This window comes from Lachnospiraceae bacterium (assembly GCA_025758065.1).
GTDB lineage: Bacteria > Bacillota > Clostridia > Lachnospirales > Lachnospiraceae > Enterocloster.
Genome location: CP107199.1, coordinates 1,502,760 through 1,520,567 on the forward strand (window position 1 = coordinate 1,502,760; position 17,808 = coordinate 1,520,567).

The following is a 17,808-nucleotide window of genomic DNA, read 5'->3' on the forward strand; positions in this document are numbered from 1 at the left end:
AAATCCAATGTCCAAGAAAACAAAAGCACAGGAGTTACAGGAGCAGCTTACCTGGTCTGCCCCACATATTGGAAAAGATGCACCAGACCACAAGGAAAAGGCTTTCAAATACTGCGAAGGCTACAAAAAATTCCTTAACGCAGGAAAAACAGAGCGTGAGTGTGTAAAAGAAGCGGTCCACATGTTAAAAAAAGCTGGCTATAAGCTGTTTGACCGTACTGCCTCTTATGAGCCGGGAGACAAGGTGTATTATGTAAACCGCAGCAAGGCTATTATCGCAACTACATTTGGCAAAAAGCCATTATCAGAAGGCCTGCATATGAATGGAGCCCACATTGACTCCCCAAGACTGGACTTAAAGCCAAATCCATTATATGAAAAAGAAGATATTGCCTATTTTAAAACACATTATTACGGCGGTATCCGCAAATACCAGTGGGGAACGATCCCTTTGGCGATCCACGGCGTTGTTGCAAAGAAAAACGGGGAACTGACGGAGATCTGCATCGGTGAAAAGGAAGATGATCCGGTATTCTGTATCACAGACCTGCTGCCCCATCTGGCTGCCAAGCAGAATGAGCGCCAATTAAAAGATGGCTTAAAGGGAGAAGAATTAAATGTTGTTTTAGGTTCTCTTCCCTATGAGGGTGAAGATATTAAGGATGCAGTAAAGCTTTCCATTCTGGCACTGCTTTATGACCAGTACGGGATCAAGGAAAAGGATTTCTTCCGAGCCGAATTTGAACTGGTACCGGCTGTAAAAGCAAGGGATATCGGTTTAGACCGCAGTATGGTGGGTGCTTATGGTCAGGATGACCGGGTTTGTGCATACACTGCACTGACTGCGGAGATCGACACCAAAAAGCCTGAGCATACCACAGTGACCATTTTAACAGATAAAGAAGAAACAGGTTCTGACGGAAATACAGGTTTAAACTCCGATTATGTCCTTCATTATATAGAAGATCTTGCTTCTATGGAAAAGATTCTGGTGAGAGATGTATTAAGAGCTTCCTTATGTTTATCTTCTGATGTAAATGCAGCTTATGACCCAACCTTCGCAGATGTATACGAGGCCCGCAATTCCAGCTACATCAACAAAGGCTGTGTTCTCACCAAATACACAGGTGCAAGAGGAAAAAGCGGCTCCAATGATGCAAGTGCGGAGATCATGGCGAAAGTCATCGGTATTATGGAAGATGCAGGTGTTTACTGGCAGGCGGGCGAGCTTGGAGCAGTGGATGCAGGCGGCGGCGGCACCATTGCCAAGTTTGTAGCCCACATGGATGTAGATACAGTAGACTTAGGTGTGCCGATCCTTTCTATGCATGCACCTTTTGAACTTTCTTCTAAATTAGATGTTTACCATACATACAAAGCTTTTAAAGCTTTTTATGCGTCATAAAATCCGAAAGTATAAAATTTCCGGAAAGGCTTTTTTTTCCCGTCCGTGTATGGTATAACTATGTACAACGCTTAAAAAAAGTCTGTTTTTGTTTTCCGGAGGCGGACAAAAAGCTTCTGGGAAGACAATAAGCGAAAAGAATGAAAAGAAAAGGACATGCAACAATGAGAAAACTGAAATTATTATGTTTATGCGGTCTGACTGCAGCTGTGTTAATGACTGGATGTGCAGGCAGCACAGACACCACAAATGTAAACCTTGGTTCTGCAACTGTTTCTGAGTACAGAGGCGTAAAAGTAAATGTAGCTGCCCCGGAAGTAACAGACGATGAAGTAGACCAGAAGATCCAGACCAATCTGAAGCAGAATCCAAATGAAGTAGAAGTAGACAGAGCTGCAAAAGATGGTGACATTGTAAACATTGATTACAAGGGCACAAAAGACGGAGAAGCTTTTGATGGCGGTACTGCAGAAGGTACGGATCTGACTCTTGGCTCCAAGACCATGATCGATGGTTTTGAAGATGGTCTGATCGGTGCAAAAAAGGGCGAGACAAAGACATTAAACTTAACTTTCCCGGAAGATTACAGAGAAGAATCCTTAGCAGGACAGGCAGTTGTATTTGAAGTAACTGTTAATTCTGTAAAGGAGAAACAGGACGCAGTATTAGATGATGCATTTGTACAGAGAACCTCTTCTTACCAGACTGTAGATGAGTACAAGGAAGGTATCCGGGCTGATCTGTTAACCCAGAAGCAGAAGACAGCAGAGCAGGAAATGGAACAGGATGTTCTTCAGGATGTGATCGACAACTCCGATTTCAAGTTTTCCAGAAATGGTATTTCTGTACGCTACAACCAGATGTTAAAGCAGTACACCAACCAGGCTAAGATGTATGGAATGACTCTTTCCCAGATGGCACAGGCAAATGGTATGGATGAGGCTGGATTTAAGGAGTATATCTACTCTTCTGTAAAAGAAGCAGCCAAGAAAGAAATCGTTGTAAAGGATATTGCAGCAAAAGAAGGTCTTGACAATATTACAGATGAGGATATGGAAGCATTTGCACAGGCAAACGGAGCAACCAAGGATACTTTAGTAAGCCTTTACGGTGAAGATACTGTAAAGGAGCAGGTACTTCAGGATAAGGTATTAAGATTCTTAGCTTCCAATGCAGACAATGAGGCAGAAAATCCTGCAAAACTGTCTGAGCGTGAAGTAGCTGTTACTGAAACTGAGACTGCAGCAGAGGAAACTTCCGAAAACGAAACAACTGAGTCTGAGACCACAGAAGCAGAAACAACAATGGAAACTACAAAGGCAAATTAATCTTACATTAAAAACCAATGGAGAAGGAGGATATTATACATGCAGCTCTTAAAAGACAGGATCCGTAAGGACGGCAAGATCAAAGCAGGAAATGTGCTGAAAGTAGACAGTTTTTTAAATCATCAGATGGATATTAAACTGTTTGGGGAGATCGGAAAGGAATTCAAGCGCAGGTTTGCGGATGTGGAAGTAAACAAGATCCTTACCATCGAAGCTTCCGGAATCGGAATTGCATGTATTGTAGCTCAGTATTTTGATGTCCCTGTTGTATTCGCGAAGAAAACACAGACCAAGAACATTGCAGGTGAAGTTTATACTTCTAAGGTAGAGTCCTTTACTCACGGAAGAGTATATGACATCATCGTATCTAAGGAATTCCTCGGAAAAGGTGATAAAGTGCTTCTTATTGATGATTTCCTGGCAAATGGAAAGGCATTAGAAGGTCTGGCAGCTGTAGTAAGGGATTCCGGCGCTGAATTAGTAGGTGCGGGTATCGTTATTGAAAAAGGCTTCCAGGTAGGCGGAGATCTGATCCGTTCCGAAGGCATCCGTCTGGAGTCACTGGCTATTGTTGACAGCATGGATGAGGAGACAGGAACTATTGTATTCAGGGATGATGAATAATAACAGAACAAAAGCTTTATTTTTTGATATTGACGGAACCCTCCTGTCTGAAAAGACGCGGAGGGTTCCTGACAGTGCGAAAGAGGCACTGAAACAGGCCAGAGAAAAGGGGCATTTAGTCCTGATCAATACAGGCCGTGTGTATCCTCATTTAACACAGATCCGTTCCCAGGTGGATGCAGATGGCTTCCTCTGCGGCTGTGGTACTTATGTGAGAGTAAGAGATGAGGTATTATACCATCATATGATCCCACACGAAAGAGGTTTGCAGATAAAAAGAGACATTGATGAATGTGGACTGGACGGCGTGTTAGAAGGACTGGGCGGCTGCTATATGCACGAAACACCATCCCGCCTGCCACAGGTAGAACGCGTAAAACAGTCTGTTAAGATATCTGGCTGCCCAATGCCATGTTTCTGGGAAGATGACAGCTTTGATTTTGATAAATTTTACATTGGTTCTGATGAAAAAAGCCGCTGCAAAGAGCTGTTTGGAAGAATGCCTGATATTGAGGTTATTGACCGGGAAAACGGTTTTTATGAGTGTATCCCAAGAGGCCATTCCAAGGCCACAGCCATTGATCTGGTATTAAAGCATTGCGGCATTGGGATCGAAGATGCCTATGTATTTGGTGACAGCAGCAATGACCTTTCCATGTTCCGGTATGCAGAAAACTGCGTAGTCATGGGAGATCACAGTCCGGTATTAGAGCCATATGCCACATTTATCACAAAAACAGTAGAGGATGACGGGATCGCCTATGCTATGAAAGAGTTGGGGATCATATAAGTATGAAACGAAAAACCTGGATCGTCAGTGCCCTGATGTATACCCTTGTATTTCTGGTATGCTTCGGGGTATTGCACTTTTTTAAGAAAATAACAACTGCCATAGACAGTACAGAATATACTACAGAGACTGGGGCAGATACAGATATTGTAATAGACGGGACTGATAACGATGCAGATCCTGACAAAGATCATAAAAATGGAAAAAACGACGGAAATGGTGAAGTAGGACTGTCAGGAGATACAGAAGAAACACAGGATAAGATTGATGGAAAAGGAACCTATATCCGCCGGGAGACCGGCTATAAAGGCTGGAACAAGACTATAGAGCAGGTATGGCCAGAGGTTCCACAAGAACTGCCGTATACGCCCCCAAAGATCATCCAGGCAACGGATGTCCATTATCAGAGTGCAGATGCAGAGGATGATGGAGCCGCTTTTCAGCTCTTTGTAGAGCGGTGTGACGGAAAGGTAGTAAAATATCTTCCCCAGCTGTTAGATGCATTTATGGATCAGGTGATCGCCGAAAAGCCTTCAGCACTGGTGCTCAGCGGAGATATTACCATGAATGGGGAGAAGATCAACCATGAGGAGCTGGCCAGGAAGCTTGGCAAAGTCCAGGAAGCAGGTATTCCGGTGCTGGTCATTCCGGGAAATCATGATATCAATAATCCTAATGCAGCTGTCTATTTTGGAGATGAAAAAACTGCCGCAGACAGTGTTACACCAGAAGAATTTTATGATATTTATCATATGTATGGCTATGATCAGGCTATCAGCCGGGACAGTGCTTCTTTAAGTTATGTTTATCAGCTGGATGAAAGAAACCGCCTGCTGATGTTGGATTCCTGCCAGTATGAGCCTGAAAACCTGGTAGAAGGCCGGATCAAGGCAGAAACCTTAGTGTGGATGGATGAGCAGTTAAAAAAAGCCCAGGAAGATGGGATGCAGATACTGCCTATTGCCCATCACAACCTTCTTGCCCAGAGCCGTATGTACACCACACAGTGTGCTATGGATAATAACGGGGAAGTTATCGATCTTCTTCAGAAATATAAAATTCCCCTGTTTTTAAGCGGTCATCTCCATGTACAGAGGATCCGCAAGCATAAGGCGGAACCGGGAGTGGCAGATGATGCCTACGGTATTCAGGAGATCGTTACTGATGCCATAAGTATCCCACCTTGTCAGTACGGCATTTTACAGTGGAAAGCAGATGGGAGCATGGAATATTCCACAGAATCTGTGGATGTGTCTGCCTGGGCCAGACGTACAGGACAGGAAAATACTGATCTTTTAGATTTTGAAACATGGTCTGAAGAATATCTCCAGAAGCTGATCTCAGACCAGATCGGCGGTGTAGTACGAAATGTGGGAAGTGATGTAAAAAGATCCATGGCAGAGACCTACGCAGATGTATATATTGATTACTACGCAGGCCGCAAGATCGATGCCAAAGGGATAAGGACTTCAGAGGGCTATACCTGGTGGGAGCGGAATCTCCCGGACAGCTATCTGATAAAAGAGTTAAATGCCATGATTAATGATGCAGACCGGGATAATAATTACCTGCTGCTCCCGGAAGATACCATCTTAGAAGAGAGGTATACCTGGAAGAAGGCTACGGCTTCTGAGGCAACCCCATCGAAAGCCCTCCGCCAGTGATGCAGATTGGGGAAATATTCAGGGAAACATTTAGAAAAACAGCTCAGTCTGCTGCGGCATCTGGATAATAGTCCGCAAGCATAAGGTCAACCATACGCCCATAGCTTAAGACACCATCTGTCTGGCTGTGGGCTTTTAAATATGTATCATTTACCTTGGTGGACACTTCTGCTGTCTTTCCCTCAAAACGATCCCAGAAAACATTATTATCTTCCAGGTCATTTCTGGCTTTTTCATCTAATTTCTTATAAAGTTCAATAAAACCTTCATAATCTGCTTTCGCCAGGGCATTTCCGGCATACACCCAGCCAGTGAGATAACCACTGTAACGGAAGGATCTGTCTTCTGAGCTGGTACAGGCCAGATATCCGATAAAATTTGCCTCATCTTCTCTCATATATCCCTGTAAATGAGATAATTCATGACAGATGGTGTGGGGAATGTTGTAGCCAGGTATCTCGCTGTTGTAGTTGGCTTCTATTGTAAAAGGAGAATAGATACCGGTCAGCTGCTGGATAGATAAAAGCCTTGGATTGATCAAAGGCTTGGGATATGGATACCAGCTTTTAAACTGGGGATATTGATCCGCCAGTCCTTTCATGGCTTTCTGCCCTTCTTTTCCCATTTTTTGCAGATAAGGGAAATTCTGAAAATAAGAGAGATTCCCGGCATCTGATGGGGGAGTATCTGTTTCTTGCGGCACATTTTCATTAACGTTATCCACCAGATCACTGCAAAGAGCGTAAAGCTCATCTATAGAATGAGACCGGACCACAAAACCAGCTTCATAGGAAAAAGAATTTCTGTAATAGTTAATGCCGCAGTTGACTGTAAACAGGAAAAATAAGAGAGCAGCTATGAAACAGGCCCCATTTAACAGAAACAATGGCTTTTTAAACCACCGGATGAGACAAAACAGGATAAAACATAACAAAAAATATAATCCTGCTTCAGATACTGAAAAAGGAAAGATCCCGGAAATGCGTGCAAAGATCCCTTTCAAAACAGGATAAACAGTCACAGAATAAGCCTGGGCAAAGCCAGTGACCTTTCTGGCACAAAGACTTAATAAAACAGAAAGGATGCCCATGATCACACTGGCAGCAAATATTTTTTTCAAATTTATAACCTCCTACATCCATGCCTTTGCCGTTACAGTACACGGGCTCTCCATGCCCGCGCACTGTAACAGGATTTTGCCGATGCTCCGCATTCCGAATCGGCAAAATCCGCGGTCACAACTGTATCATACGGAATTTTCAGTTCAGAAAATTCCTACCCGTGAAAAGTAACCCTTTGCCACTTATTATAAATGCTTTTGCCTTGACTGAAAAGTCACTATCATCTATACTTTAATAGACTCAGAGGAAAAACAAACGACGCCAAAGGTGGCATTTACTGCCAGGCATATCGAGGAGACGCCAGCGGTGCGTCCGCCTCTGAAATTCGGGTGCAACTGGCGGAAAATCGGCCGCAAAGGCAAGTGCAGGAAAGACTCCGAGAGTACATCATAAGTAAAAGGGGAAAAAGATATGGGATATCAGGACGATTACGTAATGCGGACCATCAGCGACTTAGTCCGCGCCATTGCCAGACTGGCACTGGGAAAAAATGAGATCAATTATGCCCTCCCTGATACAGAGGACAAATATAGTGATACAGACCGTATTTACAGGAAGCTTCGTGATCTGGTAGATGCCGGTGAGATCAACGAAGCTGAAAACCAGCTTTACGAAAATCTGGATGAGAACGACACAGAACATCTGGAAATGGCATTGACCTTCTATATGTATTTAAACCAGTTAGATGATGATACACTTTTCATGGCAAATTATTCCAGAGAAGAGATCGTAGAAGGAATCAACAGCGTCAGCGCAAGCTTTGGCATTACCGGATTTGAAAATTTTGTAGATACCACTATGGTTTGACCAGATAATGGCGCGGATTACGAAAATCCGCGCACTTACAGGTGAGACCACAAGAAACACAGGGGGCTGCTGCAGGATGACTTAAAACATTGCAGCGGCCCTTTGTGGCGGATATAAGAAAACGGACATGTCACCGGAGGGTGATATCGCCATGAATGAAAGAGGAACATCCATGGAAATAAAAGAAGAGTGTCTGGCCTATCTGGGGCAGTATTATAGGGAGCTGTTTTTCGGAACAGCCAACAAAAGATACCGTTCCATGACAGGAGCGGACTTAAAACACCGTTTAAACCGTTTAAGCCAGGAAACTTTAAACGGGGTGGAAAAACCAAATGAATTAAACGATATCCATGCCATGTTTGCAAAAGTATGTGCCTATCTCATGCATAAGGAAGAACGTTTAAAACCAGGTGCAGCTCTGGATCAGTTAAGAGAAAACTGGAAAAAAATGGAAGATTTCTGCAGGATGCTGGCAGCAAAAGATATGGAATATCTGCCGGAACTCACAGAAGAAGAGCTGGAGCATGTATTAAAAATGCAGGGCATCCGCCGCTACCTTCTTACTAATTCATTAGAGCGCGCTTATCAGCTGTTTTATCTTCCAAAGACCATTAAAAAGGGGATCAGGGAGTCTGTAAAACGCCGCCCGGAGGATGAGTATCCGCAGACCAGAGCCATGAAGCGCCATTTTATTCTTCATATAGGCCCAACAAACAGCGGAAAGACCCATGATGCCTTAGAACGGTTAAAAACAGCTTCCCACGGTGCCTACTTCGGTCCATTAAGACTTCTGGCACTGGAAGTTTATGACCGGCTGAACGGCGAAAATATTCCATGTTCTATGATAACAGGAGAAGAAACACTGGAAGTGGCAGGTGCCTGCTGTCAGGCATGTACCGTGGAAATGTTAAATGAGCATGAATATTTCGATGTAGCTGTTGTAGACGAATGCCAGATGGTAGCAGATCCATACAGAGGACACAACTGGACCAGAGCAGTTTTAGGACTCCGGGCAGAGGAGATCCATTTGTGTATGGCACCGGAGGCAGAAGATATTATCGTACAGATGATCAGGCGCTGCGGGGATACTTTTAAGATCCTTCGCCATAAGCGTAATACAAGACTTACCTTAGAAGAAAAGCCCTACTCATTAAAAAAAGACTTAAAAAAAGGCGATGCCCTTATTGTATTTTCAAAAAAATCCGTACTGGCCCTGGCAGCCCACCTGGAAAACCAGGGAGTACACTGCAGTGTTATCTACGGAAGTCTGCCTCCTGCTACCAGAAGAGAGCAGGTACGCCGCTTCCTTGAAAAAGAAACAGAAGTGGTAGTCAGTACCGATGCCATTGGAATGGGCTTAAACCTGCCGATCCGCCGTATTGTCTTTATTGAGACCCGGAAATTTGACGGAGTGGGCCGCAGAAGCCTGCTGCCCGAGGAAATCAAGCAGATCGCAGGCCGCGCAGGACGTTTCGGACTGTATGACGAAGGCTTTGTGGCTGTTTTGGATGATCTGGAATTAATAAAGGACGGACTAAAGAGGCGGCCGATCCCTATTATGAAAGCCTACATTGGCTTCCCGGAACAGCTGTTAAAGCTGCCGGCTGAAATCGATACACTGGTAAAAATATGGGCCGGCATGGAAACGCCTTCTATTTATGAAAAAATGGAAGTGGATGAACTGTTAGCACTGTATGTAAGCTTTGAACATGTGCAGCAAGACCACATGGATGAATTTTCCAAAGAAGAGATCTACAAGCTGATCACCTGCTCTGTGGACATTGATAATAAACTGGTCATGGATCTGTGGAAGGACTATTGCCGGGATTACCGGGATGTGGAAGAACTGCAGTTTCCATACACGCCGGGACCAGATCTGTATGATCTGGAAAGTTATTATAAAATGCTGGATCTGTATTTTCAGTTTTCCAGAAAAGTGGGACTGCCCATTCAGGAAGAAAATCTGTTAGAAGAGCGCAGAAATACAGAAGAAGAGATCAGCCGCATTTTAAAGACAGAATGTGCCAGCTATACCCGGAAATGCACCATCTGTGGAAGAGAACTTTCCTGGGATTATCCGTTTTCCATTTGCGAACGCTGCTTTGAACGTGGAAAAAGGGTACATCCCAGAAGAAGATAATATAATGTACTTCTGGAAGCTTTCCGGAAACAAATAACACATCAAAGGAGAATGTAATGGAAAAGAGAATCATTCAGGTAGAAGAAAAAGTTCCTGTAAAACTGTTGATACCATTAAGTATCCAGCACATGTTTGCCATGTTTGGCGCATCCGTTCTGGTGCCTTTCCTGTTTGGCATCAGCCCGGCTATTGTGCTGTTTATGAATGGTATCGGGACCCTTTTATTTATTGCTATTACAAAGGGAAAAGCACCGGCTTACTTAGGTTCTAGTTTTGCTTTTCTGGCACCGGCATCTATTGTTATCCAGAATTTTGGTTATGAATATGCTTTAGGCGGTTTTGTGGCAGTTGGTTTCTGTGGCTGTATTTTAGCTCTGATCATTTATAAATTCGGTACAGATTGGATCAACATCGTGCTTCCTCCGGCAGCTATGGGCCCGGTAGTGGCGCTGATCGGTCTGGAACTGTCCTCTAATGCAGCTTCCAACGCAGGTCTTCTGGATGAGACCATTGACCCAAGAAAAATCATTGTATTCCTAGTGACTTTGGGGGTGGCTGTATTTGGTTCCATCCTGTTTCGCAAATTCCTGGCAGTTATCCCGATCCTCATTGCGGTTCTGGCCGGATATGCAGCAGCCATCATCTGCGGGATCGTAGATTTTGAAGAAGTAGCAGCAGCAAAGCTTATTGCCGTGCCTCATTTTACTTCCCCGAAATTTGATCCCCAGGCTATTATGATCATCCTTCCGGTCATTCTGGTCATCATTTCCGAACACATCGGACATCAGGTAGTTACCAGCAAGATCGTAGGAAGAGATTTGTTAAAAGATCCGGGACTTCACAGATCTTTATTTGCCGACAATTTTTCCACTATGCTTTCCGGTCTGATCGGTTCTGTGCCGACAACCACTTATGGTGAGAATATCGGGGTAATGGCAGTAACTGGTGTATACAGTGTCCGGGTTATTGCAGGTGCAGCCATTCTTTCTATCGTATGTTCCTTTGTAGGAAAGCTGTCTGCCCTTATCAGCACCATTCCGGGTCCTGTTATCGGTGGTATTTCATTTTTGCTTTACGGCATGATCGGAACCTCCGGTCTGCGCATCCTGGTAGACTCTAAGGTAGACTACTCTAAAAACCGTAACCAGATGCTCACAAGCGTTATCTTCGTAACCGGTCTTTCCGGCGCAGCCCTTCGCATTGGAAATATTGAGCTTACAGGAATGGTTCTTGCCTGTGTAGTAGGTATGACAATGAGTCTGGTATTCTATGTATTAGACAGATTCAAACTGACCAATGACCAGGTGGAGTGATTTTTCATCATAATGCATTGTAATTACAAAAGAGATACTGGCAGGCGGATATTATATCCGCCGTACCAGTATCTCTTTTGTATATTCTTCCCGCATAGCAACCACCCGTCTGCGTATTTTGTATACACATAGCTGCCGTGCCGGGTTTTTAAACAGACAGGTGACGGTTTCACCAGACAGAAAGCCGTTTCGCCCCAGCATATCTCTTATATCAGCTTCTGAGATGATCCATACCACCTCAGCTATTTCACCTTCACGCAGACTGGATAAAGGCTCTACCACAGTTTCACGTCCATAGTCAGTTTCTTATTAAATTATATGCGGATCGTTATAAGATAACCCAGGTTGCTGCTCATGGGCTGCATGAGCAGCAATGGGATCTGCTGTGTATAGTAATCCAACCTCTACCTTTTCATCAATATTCATAGAATCTTCCTGAACGATACAGTCATATGCCAGAATATGTACCCCGGCTGCAGCTGCTGCCCGAAGGGCATCCCCGAAAGCCTTATGTGTCTCATCATTAGGATAAAATTTCCGGATCCCCTTCATCTGGATCACAAGGAGGAGAAAAGTCTCAAAGCCATCTTTTTTTGCCTGGGCCAGTCCATTTAAATGCTTCACACCCCGGATGGTAGGTGCGTCAGGGAAAAATACATTTCCCTCTTTTTCCAGAGTGACGCCCTTTACTTCCATAAAAGCAGGAACTGTTTTACCAGTTACATCATCCTTCAATTCAAAAGCAAGGTCAAACCGGGAATCCCCGTGAGTCACTTCACGTCTGATATTAGTTGGAATCCCAACGTTTTCTAAAGAAAGTCCCTTTGCCTCTTTTTCCCGCATCCATTCTAAAGCCGCCTGATTAGGTGCCTGGGAGTCCATGTTGATCAGCAGATCTCCCTTATAAACTGCGATCAGGTCATATTCCGTTTTCCGCTTCATTTCCTTTGCTTTGGGATGAAATTCCAGGACTACTCTGCATCCGGGAACTAAAAGCTCCTGACAGCGGCCTGTATTTTTTACATGGCAGGTTTTAATGTCCCCATTTACATCCACGTAGGCAATAAAGCGGTTAGGACGTTTTAAAAATGTTCCGGTTACTATATTATCATAGGTCATATGTATGTTACCTCCAATGGATCAAAATGATGTGAGTGTCAAAAGGTATTTTGACCCCTCTGATACCGAATTGCTACGTGCTTTGCATTCTCGCAATTCTAAAAACATTCGTAATCCGCTCATTTTTCTTCAAAAAATGGCTTCTTACTCATGTTTTTGGCGGGTCCCAAGTTCAAAAATCCTCCTGCAAGCAAGCTTGCATCGGATTTATGACCTTTTGACCCTGGTATCATCATCAAAATACGTTTGCCCAACATCTTATTAGGTTAGTATAACATATTTACAGAAGCCTAAAAACTTTTTTATATTGCGGCGTGCATTGAAATATGTTACACTTTTTCCAAAATAAGTACCAAAATAGCTTTTGACCCCAACGTATAATATCTGTTTAACGATCATTTTGCTATTAAACGGATATGTTACCTGACGGTGACATTATCATAAACATTCATAAAAAAGAGAGGAAGAAAAATCATGGCATTATCCTACGAAAGTACCAGAGGCGGACAGAAAGGTGTTACAGCGTCACAGGCCATTTTAAAGGGTCTGGCAGAAGACGGCGGACTTTTCATGCCTACAGAGATCCCGAGGCTGGACAAGACCTTAGAACAGCTTGCAGGAATGACCTATCAGGAAACAGCCTATGAAGTGATGAAGCTTTTCCTGACAGATTATACAGAGGAAGAATTAAAAACCTGTATCGCAAGTGCATATGACAGCAAGTTTGATACAGAGGAGATCGCGCCTTTAGCAAAGGCAGACGGAGCGTATTTCCTGGAGCTTTATCATGGCAGTACCATTGCTTTCAAAGACATGGCACTTTCCATTCTTCCTCATCTTATGACCACTGCTGCAAAGAAAAACCACGCAGATAAAGAAATCGTGATCTTAACTGCTACCTCCGGTGATACGGGAAAAGCTGCGATGGCAGGTTTTGCTGACGTTCCGGGAACACGTATTATCGTATTTTATCCAAAGGGCGGTGTCAGCAAGGTTCAGGAACTGCAGATGCGTACCCAGAAAGGTGATAATACCAGCGTAGTTGCCATTCATGGAAACTTTGATGATGCACAGACCGGGGTAAAGAAGCTGTTTGGCAACAAAGAACTTGAAAAAGAAATGGCAGAGGCCGGCTTCCAGTTTTCCTCTGCAAACTCTATCAATATCGGCCGTCTGGTCCCACAGGTAGTTTATTATGTATATGCATATGCAAAACTGCTGGAAAATGAGCAGATCGAGAACGGAGAAGAGATCAACGTTGTAGTGCCTACCGGCAACTTCGGAAATATTCTTGCTGCATATTTTGCAAAGCATATGGGTGTGCCTATCAAGACCCTGATCTGCGCTTCCAATGACAACAAAGTTCTTTATGACTTCTTCACAACAGGAACCTATGACAGAAAGAGAGAATTTATCTTAACTAATTCCCCTTCCATGGATATCCTGATCTCCAGCAATTTAGAGCGTCTGATCTATTTAAGCACAGGCTGCGATGCAGCAGCAGATGCAGCTCTTATGAAAGACCTTTCTGAAAAGGGAAGTTATACAGTAACTGGGAACATGCGCCAGTTCATGTCCGATTTCAGAGGCGGTTTTGCTACAGAGGCACAGAATGAGGCAACTATCCGCAAGATCTTTGAAGATACAGGATACCTGATCGATACCCATACAGGTGTTGCAGCTACCGTTTACAATGCATATAAGGCAGAAACAGGGGATCAGACCAAGACTGTGATCGCATCTACCGCAAGCCCATACAAGTTCTCCCACAGCGTTTTAGAGGCTATTAAAGGTAAGTCTGCTGTAGAAGGAAAGGATGAATTTGCAGTAGTAGATGAGCTGTCTGAAGTATCCGGCACACCGGTTCCAAAGGCAGTAGAAGAACTGCGCAGCGCAGTGATCCGCCACAATACAGAATGCGATGTGGATAAAATGGGTGAAACTGTAAAGAATATCCTTGGAATCGCTTAAAACAGCTTCCATTTTAGGACAAGATAGAGTATAATGGATTAGTACGTTAAGAATATAACAAAGTTATATATTTAACAAAGACAGGTATCCGGAAAATCCGGGACACAGTGCAAAATTACAGTATGTACAAGGAGGAATAAAAATGTTAGTATCAGCAAAAGAAATGCTTGAAAAAGCAAGAGCAGGCAAATACGCAGTAGGACAGTTTAATATCAACAACCTTGAGTGGACCAAATCCATCCTTTTAACAGCACAGGAATTAAATTCCCCTGTTATCCTGGGTGTATCTGAGGGCGCAGGAAAATACATGACCGGTTTCAAGACCGTAGCAGCTATGGTATCCGCTATGATCGATGAACTGAATATCACCGTTCCTGTTGCACTGCATCTGGATCATGGTACTTATGAGGGCTGCTATAAGTGTATCAAAGCAGGATTTTCCTCCATTATGTTTGACGGTTCCCATTATCCGATCGAAGAGAATATTGACAAGACCAAGGAACTGGTAAAGATCGCACATGCTATGGGTCTGTCCTTAGAGGCTGAGGTTGGCTCCATCGGCGGCGAAGAAGATGGCGTAGTAGGTATGGGTGAATGCGCAGATCCTAATGAGTGCAAGGCTATTGCAGATCTGGGTATTGACTTCCTGGCAGCAGGTATCGGCAACATCCATGGAAAATATCCGGCTAACTGGCAGGGATTAAACTTTGAAGTTCTGGAAAATGTTAAGAAGGCAGTTGGCGATATGCCATTAGTTCTTCACGGCGGTACCGGAATCCCGGCTGACATGATCAAGAAAGCCATCAGCCTTGGCGTTGCTAAGATCAATGTAAATACTGAATGCCAGCTGTCCTTTGCAGCAGCAACCAGAAAGTATGTTGAAGAAGGAAAAGACTTACAGGGCAAGGGCTTCGACCCAAGAAAGCTGTTAGCACCAGGCGCAGAAGCTATCAAGGCTACTGTAAAAGAAAAAATGGAACTGTTTGGCTCCGTTGGCAAAGCCTGAAAATAAAGCAGATATCACAAAATAAGTTAGTACAATACAAAATCTTTTTTTAAAAAACCACTTGCAATTTTAAAAGAAATGGTTTATTTTAAGAAAGAACGAAGGCGTTCTCTATATTAGGAGAGCGCCTTTTTTACTACCTGATACTTTAAACTTAAAAAAATTAGGTTTTCAGGTAAAGATAGTAAGGGATGTACTGCAAATAGCTGAAGAAAAGCATCTCGAATGAGGATTTATGGAAATCATAAAAAATGATGCAAGAGAGGATGGAGAATCTATGAGCGAAGTAGTAAGTGTTTCAGAGATGTTTGGCAAGGACGTATTTAATGACGCAGTCATGAAAGACCGCCTGCCAAAGAGTGTGTACAAAAAACTGAAAAAGACCATTGAAGATGGCGCTGAGTTGGATCCAAGTATTGCAGACGTTGTGGCACATGCCATGAAGGATTGGGCCATTGAACATGGCGCAACCCATTTTACCCACTGGTTCCAGCCGCTGACCGGAGTAACTGCTGAGAAACATGACTCCTTTATTTCAGCACCGGTAGACGGAAAAGTGATCATGGAATTCTCCGGAAAAGAACTGATCAAGGGCGAGCCTGATGCATCTTCCTTCCCATCCGGCGGTTTAAGAGCAACTTTCGAGGCAAGAGGTTATACAGTATGGGATTGTACTTCCCCAGCCTTCTTAAAAGAAGATGCTATTGGTGTTACCCTTTGCATTCCTACTTCCTTCTGCTCCTATAAGGGCGAGGCACTGGATAAGAAGACACCTCTTCTTCGTTCTATGCAGGCAGTAAACGAGCAGGCACTGCGTATCCTCCGTCTTTTCGGAAATACCACTGCAAAGCGAGTAGTTCCTTCTGTAGGACCTGAGCAGGAGTATTTCATTGTAGACCGTGCAAAATATTTACAGCGTAAAGACCTGATCTATACCGGACGTACTCTTTTCGGGGCAATGCCTCCAAAGGGACAGGAAATGGATGACCACTACTTTGGTGTTATCCGTGAGCGTATCGGTTCCTACATGAACGACTTAAATAAGGAGCTTTGGAAATTAGGTGTTCCTGCAAAAACACAGCATAACGAAGTAGCTCCTGCACAGCATGAGCTGGCACCGATCTATGAAGGTGTAAACCAGGCTGTAGACCATAACCAGATCGTTATGGAGACTATGAAGAAAGTGGCAGAACGCCACGGACTTGCATGCCTCCTTCATGAAAAGCCATTTGCAGGTGTCAATGGTTCCGGTAAGCATAACAACTGGTCCCTGACAGCAGATGACGGTACTAACCTGATGAACCCGGGAGATACACCTCATGAGAACATCCAGTTCCTGTTAGTTCTGGCATGCATCATCAAGGCAGTAGATATCCACGCAGACCTGTTAAGAGAATCTGCTTCCAACGTAGGAAATGATCACAGACTGGGAGCAAACGAGGCACCGCCAGCGATCATTTCTATCTTCTTAGGCGAGCAGCTGGAAGATGTCATCGATCAGCTTTGTGATACTGGTGAGGCAACTCACTCCAAGCAGGGCGGAACTTTAAAAACAGGTGTTGATATCCTTCCTGACTTTGATAAAGACGCAACCGATAGAAACAGAACCTCTCCATTTGCATTTACAGGAAACAAGTTCGAGTTCCGTATGGTAGGTTCTTCCGACTCTATTGCATCTGCAAATACAGTATTAAATACCATTATCGCTGAAGCCTTCAAGGAAGCAGCTGACAAGCTGGAGAAGGCAGATAACTTTGATATGGCTGTACATGACCTGATCAAGGAAACCCTGGCAGCTCACAAGAGAGTTGTATTCAATGGAAATGGTTATTCCGATGAGTGGGTAGCAGAAGCTGAGAGAAGAGGACTTCCAAACATCAAGTCTATGGTAGATGCTATTCCGGCACTGATCACAGACAAGGCTGTAAAGCTGTTTGAAGAATTCGGCGTATTCACAAAGACCGAGCTGGAGTCCAGAGTAGAAGTTGAGTATGAAGGCTATGCAAAGGCTATCAACATCGAAGCAAAGACTATGATCGATATGGCTGGAAAGCAGATCATCCCGGCTGTTATCAAATACACAACCGCTCTTGCAGCTTCCATCTCCGCAGTAAAGAGTGCTTGCCCTGAAGCAGATGTAAGCACCCAGACAGAGCTTCTGTTAGAGACCTCTGATCTTCTGGCAGAAACAAAACTGGCTCTTGCAAAACTGACTGAAATTACTGAAAAGAGCGCAGCAATGGATGGCGGCAAAAACCAGGCAGTTGCTTACCATGAGGAAGTAGTTCCTGCAATGGCAGCATTAAGAACTCCGGTAGATAAACTGGAAATGCTGGTAGACAAAGAATTATGGCCAATGCCAAGCTACGGCGACCTGATATTTGAAGTTTAAATACATATGATGATGTTGGGGTCAAAAGGTATTTTGACCCCTCTGATACCGAATTGCTACGTGCTTTGCACTCTCGCAATTCTAAAAACATTCGTAATCCGCTCATTTTTCTTCAAAAAATGGCTTCT

14 protein-coding genes are annotated in these 17,808 nt (G+C 43.9%); 11 read left to right on the forward strand and 3 right to left on the reverse strand.

Annotated elements, in window-relative coordinates:
* Positions 1–7 precede the first annotated feature (7 nt).
* The 5 genes from OGM16_06925 (at position 8) to OGM16_06945 (ending at position 5,811) form a co-directional block, all read left to right on the forward strand.
* The gene (locus tag OGM16_06925) at positions 8–1,405 is read left to right on the forward strand and encodes an aminopeptidase (GenBank protein UYJ47971.1); all 1,398 of its coding nucleotides are present in this window, start codon (positions 8–10) and stop codon (positions 1,403–1,405) included.
* A 164-nt stretch (positions 1,406–1,569) separates the two neighbouring features.
* Entirely contained in the window at positions 1,570–2,733 is a 1,164-nt protein-coding gene (gene tig / locus OGM16_06930; protein ID UYJ47972.1) for a trigger factor, read from the forward strand.
* A gap of 39 nt (positions 2,734–2,772) precedes the next feature.
* Positions 2,773–3,357: a xanthine phosphoribosyltransferase gene (locus OGM16_06935; GenBank protein UYJ47973.1), complete on the forward strand. Its 585-nt coding sequence runs from the start codon at positions 2,773–2,775 to the stop codon at positions 3,355–3,357.
* On the forward strand, positions 3,335–4,147 hold the full coding sequence (locus tag OGM16_06940; protein UYJ47974.1) for an HAD family hydrolase: 813 nt from the start codon (positions 3,335–3,337) through the stop codon (positions 4,145–4,147). Before OGM16_06935 ends, OGM16_06940 begins: the two co-directional genes overlap by 23 nt.
* A gap of 2 nt (positions 4,148–4,149) precedes the next feature.
* Positions 4,150–5,811: a metallophosphoesterase gene (locus tag OGM16_06945; protein ID UYJ47975.1), complete on the forward strand. Its 1,662-nt coding sequence runs from the start codon at positions 4,150–4,152 to the stop codon at positions 5,809–5,811.
* Positions 5,812–5,854: 43 nt separating this feature from the next.
* On the opposite strand, the gene OGM16_06950 is transcribed toward OGM16_06945, so the two are convergent.
* Positions 5,855–6,931 carry a DUF3810 domain-containing protein gene (locus OGM16_06950; GenBank protein UYJ47976.1) on the reverse strand — a complete coding sequence of 359 codons (1,077 nt, stop codon included), beginning with the start codon at positions 6,929–6,931 and terminating at the stop codon, positions 5,855–5,857.
* A gap of 412 nt (positions 6,932–7,343) precedes the next feature.
* On the opposite strand from OGM16_06950, the gene OGM16_06955 reads away from it, so the two are divergent.
* The 3 genes from OGM16_06955 to uraA all read left to right on the forward strand — a co-directional run bounded on the left by OGM16_06955 (position 7,344) and on the right by uraA (position 11,192).
* Complete coding sequence (locus OGM16_06955; GenBank protein ID UYJ47977.1) at positions 7,344–7,739, forward strand: DUF6483 family protein; 396 nt, start codon at positions 7,344–7,346, stop codon at positions 7,737–7,739.
* 151 nt (positions 7,740–7,890) lie between these two features.
* Complete coding sequence (locus tag OGM16_06960) at positions 7,891–9,879, forward strand: DEAD/DEAH box helicase (protein ID UYJ47978.1); 1,989 nt, start codon at positions 7,891–7,893, stop codon at positions 9,877–9,879.
* Positions 9,880–9,935: 56 nt separating this feature from the next.
* Positions 9,936–11,192 carry a uracil permease gene (uraA, locus tag OGM16_06965; protein UYJ47979.1) on the forward strand — a complete coding sequence of 419 codons (1,257 nt, stop codon included), beginning with the start codon at positions 9,936–9,938 and terminating at the stop codon, positions 11,190–11,192.
* 51 nt (positions 11,193–11,243) lie between these two features.
* Here the strand turns inward: uraA and OGM16_06970 are convergent, their stop codons facing one another.
* Together OGM16_06970 and sfsA are read right to left on the reverse strand one after the other, a co-directional pair.
* On the reverse strand, positions 11,244–11,474 hold the full coding sequence (locus tag OGM16_06970; GenBank protein UYJ47980.1) for a ferrous iron transport protein A: 231 nt from the start codon (positions 11,472–11,474) through the stop codon (positions 11,244–11,246).
* A 27-nt stretch (positions 11,475–11,501) separates the two neighbouring features.
* Complete coding sequence (sfsA, locus tag OGM16_06975) at positions 11,502–12,311, reverse strand: DNA/RNA nuclease SfsA (protein ID UYJ47981.1); 810 nt, start codon at positions 12,309–12,311, stop codon at positions 11,502–11,504.
* A 474-nt stretch (positions 12,312–12,785) separates the two neighbouring features.
* Here sfsA and thrC point away from each other — a divergent pair, with 474 nt between their 5' ends.
* The 3 genes from thrC to OGM16_06990 all read left to right on the forward strand — a co-directional run bounded on the left by thrC (position 12,786) and on the right by OGM16_06990 (position 17,680).
* Positions 12,786–14,282, forward strand: a complete 1,497-nt coding sequence (gene thrC, locus OGM16_06980; GenBank protein UYJ47982.1) for a threonine synthase — start codon at positions 12,786–12,788, stop codon at positions 14,280–14,282.
* Between the two features lie 142 nt (positions 14,283–14,424).
* On the forward strand, positions 14,425–15,288 hold the full coding sequence (gene fba / locus OGM16_06985; GenBank protein ID UYJ47983.1) for a class II fructose-1,6-bisphosphate aldolase: 864 nt from the start codon (positions 14,425–14,427) through the stop codon (positions 15,286–15,288).
* A 277-nt stretch (positions 15,289–15,565) separates the two neighbouring features.
* The gene (locus tag OGM16_06990; protein UYJ48409.1) at positions 15,566–17,680 is read left to right on the forward strand and encodes a glutamine synthetase III; all 2,115 of its coding nucleotides are present in this window, start codon (positions 15,566–15,568) and stop codon (positions 17,678–17,680) included.
* Positions 17,681–17,808 lie beyond the last annotated feature (128 nt).

Excerpts from the sequence above, each read along its gene's own strand:
- OGM16_06925 (UYJ47971.1), top strand. The coding sequence starts at position 8 with ATGTCCAAGAAAACAAAAGCACAGGAGTTACAGGAGCAGCTTACCTGG.
- tig (UYJ47972.1), top strand. The coding sequence starts at position 1,570 with ATGAGAAAACTGAAATTATTATGTTTATGCGGTCTGACTGCAGCTGTG.
- OGM16_06935 (UYJ47973.1), top strand. The coding sequence starts at position 2,773 with ATGCAGCTCTTAAAAGACAGGATCCGTAAGGACGGCAAGATCAAAGCA.
- OGM16_06945 (UYJ47975.1), top strand. The coding sequence starts at position 4,150 with ATGAAACGAAAAACCTGGATCGTCAGTGCCCTGATGTATACCCTTGTA.
- OGM16_06955 (UYJ47977.1), top strand. The coding sequence starts at position 7,344 with ATGGGATATCAGGACGATTACGTAATGCGGACCATCAGCGACTTAGTC.
- OGM16_06960 (UYJ47978.1), top strand. The coding sequence starts at position 7,891 with ATGAATGAAAGAGGAACATCCATGGAAATAAAAGAAGAGTGTCTGGCC.
- uraA (UYJ47979.1), top strand. The coding sequence starts at position 9,936 with ATGGAAAAGAGAATCATTCAGGTAGAAGAAAAAGTTCCTGTAAAACTG.
- sfsA (UYJ47981.1), bottom strand. The coding sequence starts at position 12,311 with ATGACCTATGATAATATAGTAACCGGAACATTTTTAAAACGTCCTAAC.
- thrC (UYJ47982.1), top strand. The coding sequence starts at position 12,786 with ATGGCATTATCCTACGAAAGTACCAGAGGCGGACAGAAAGGTGTTACA.
- fba (UYJ47983.1), top strand. The coding sequence starts at position 14,425 with ATGTTAGTATCAGCAAAAGAAATGCTTGAAAAAGCAAGAGCAGGCAAA.
- OGM16_06990 (UYJ48409.1), top strand. The coding sequence starts at position 15,566 with ATGAGCGAAGTAGTAAGTGTTTCAGAGATGTTTGGCAAGGACGTATTT.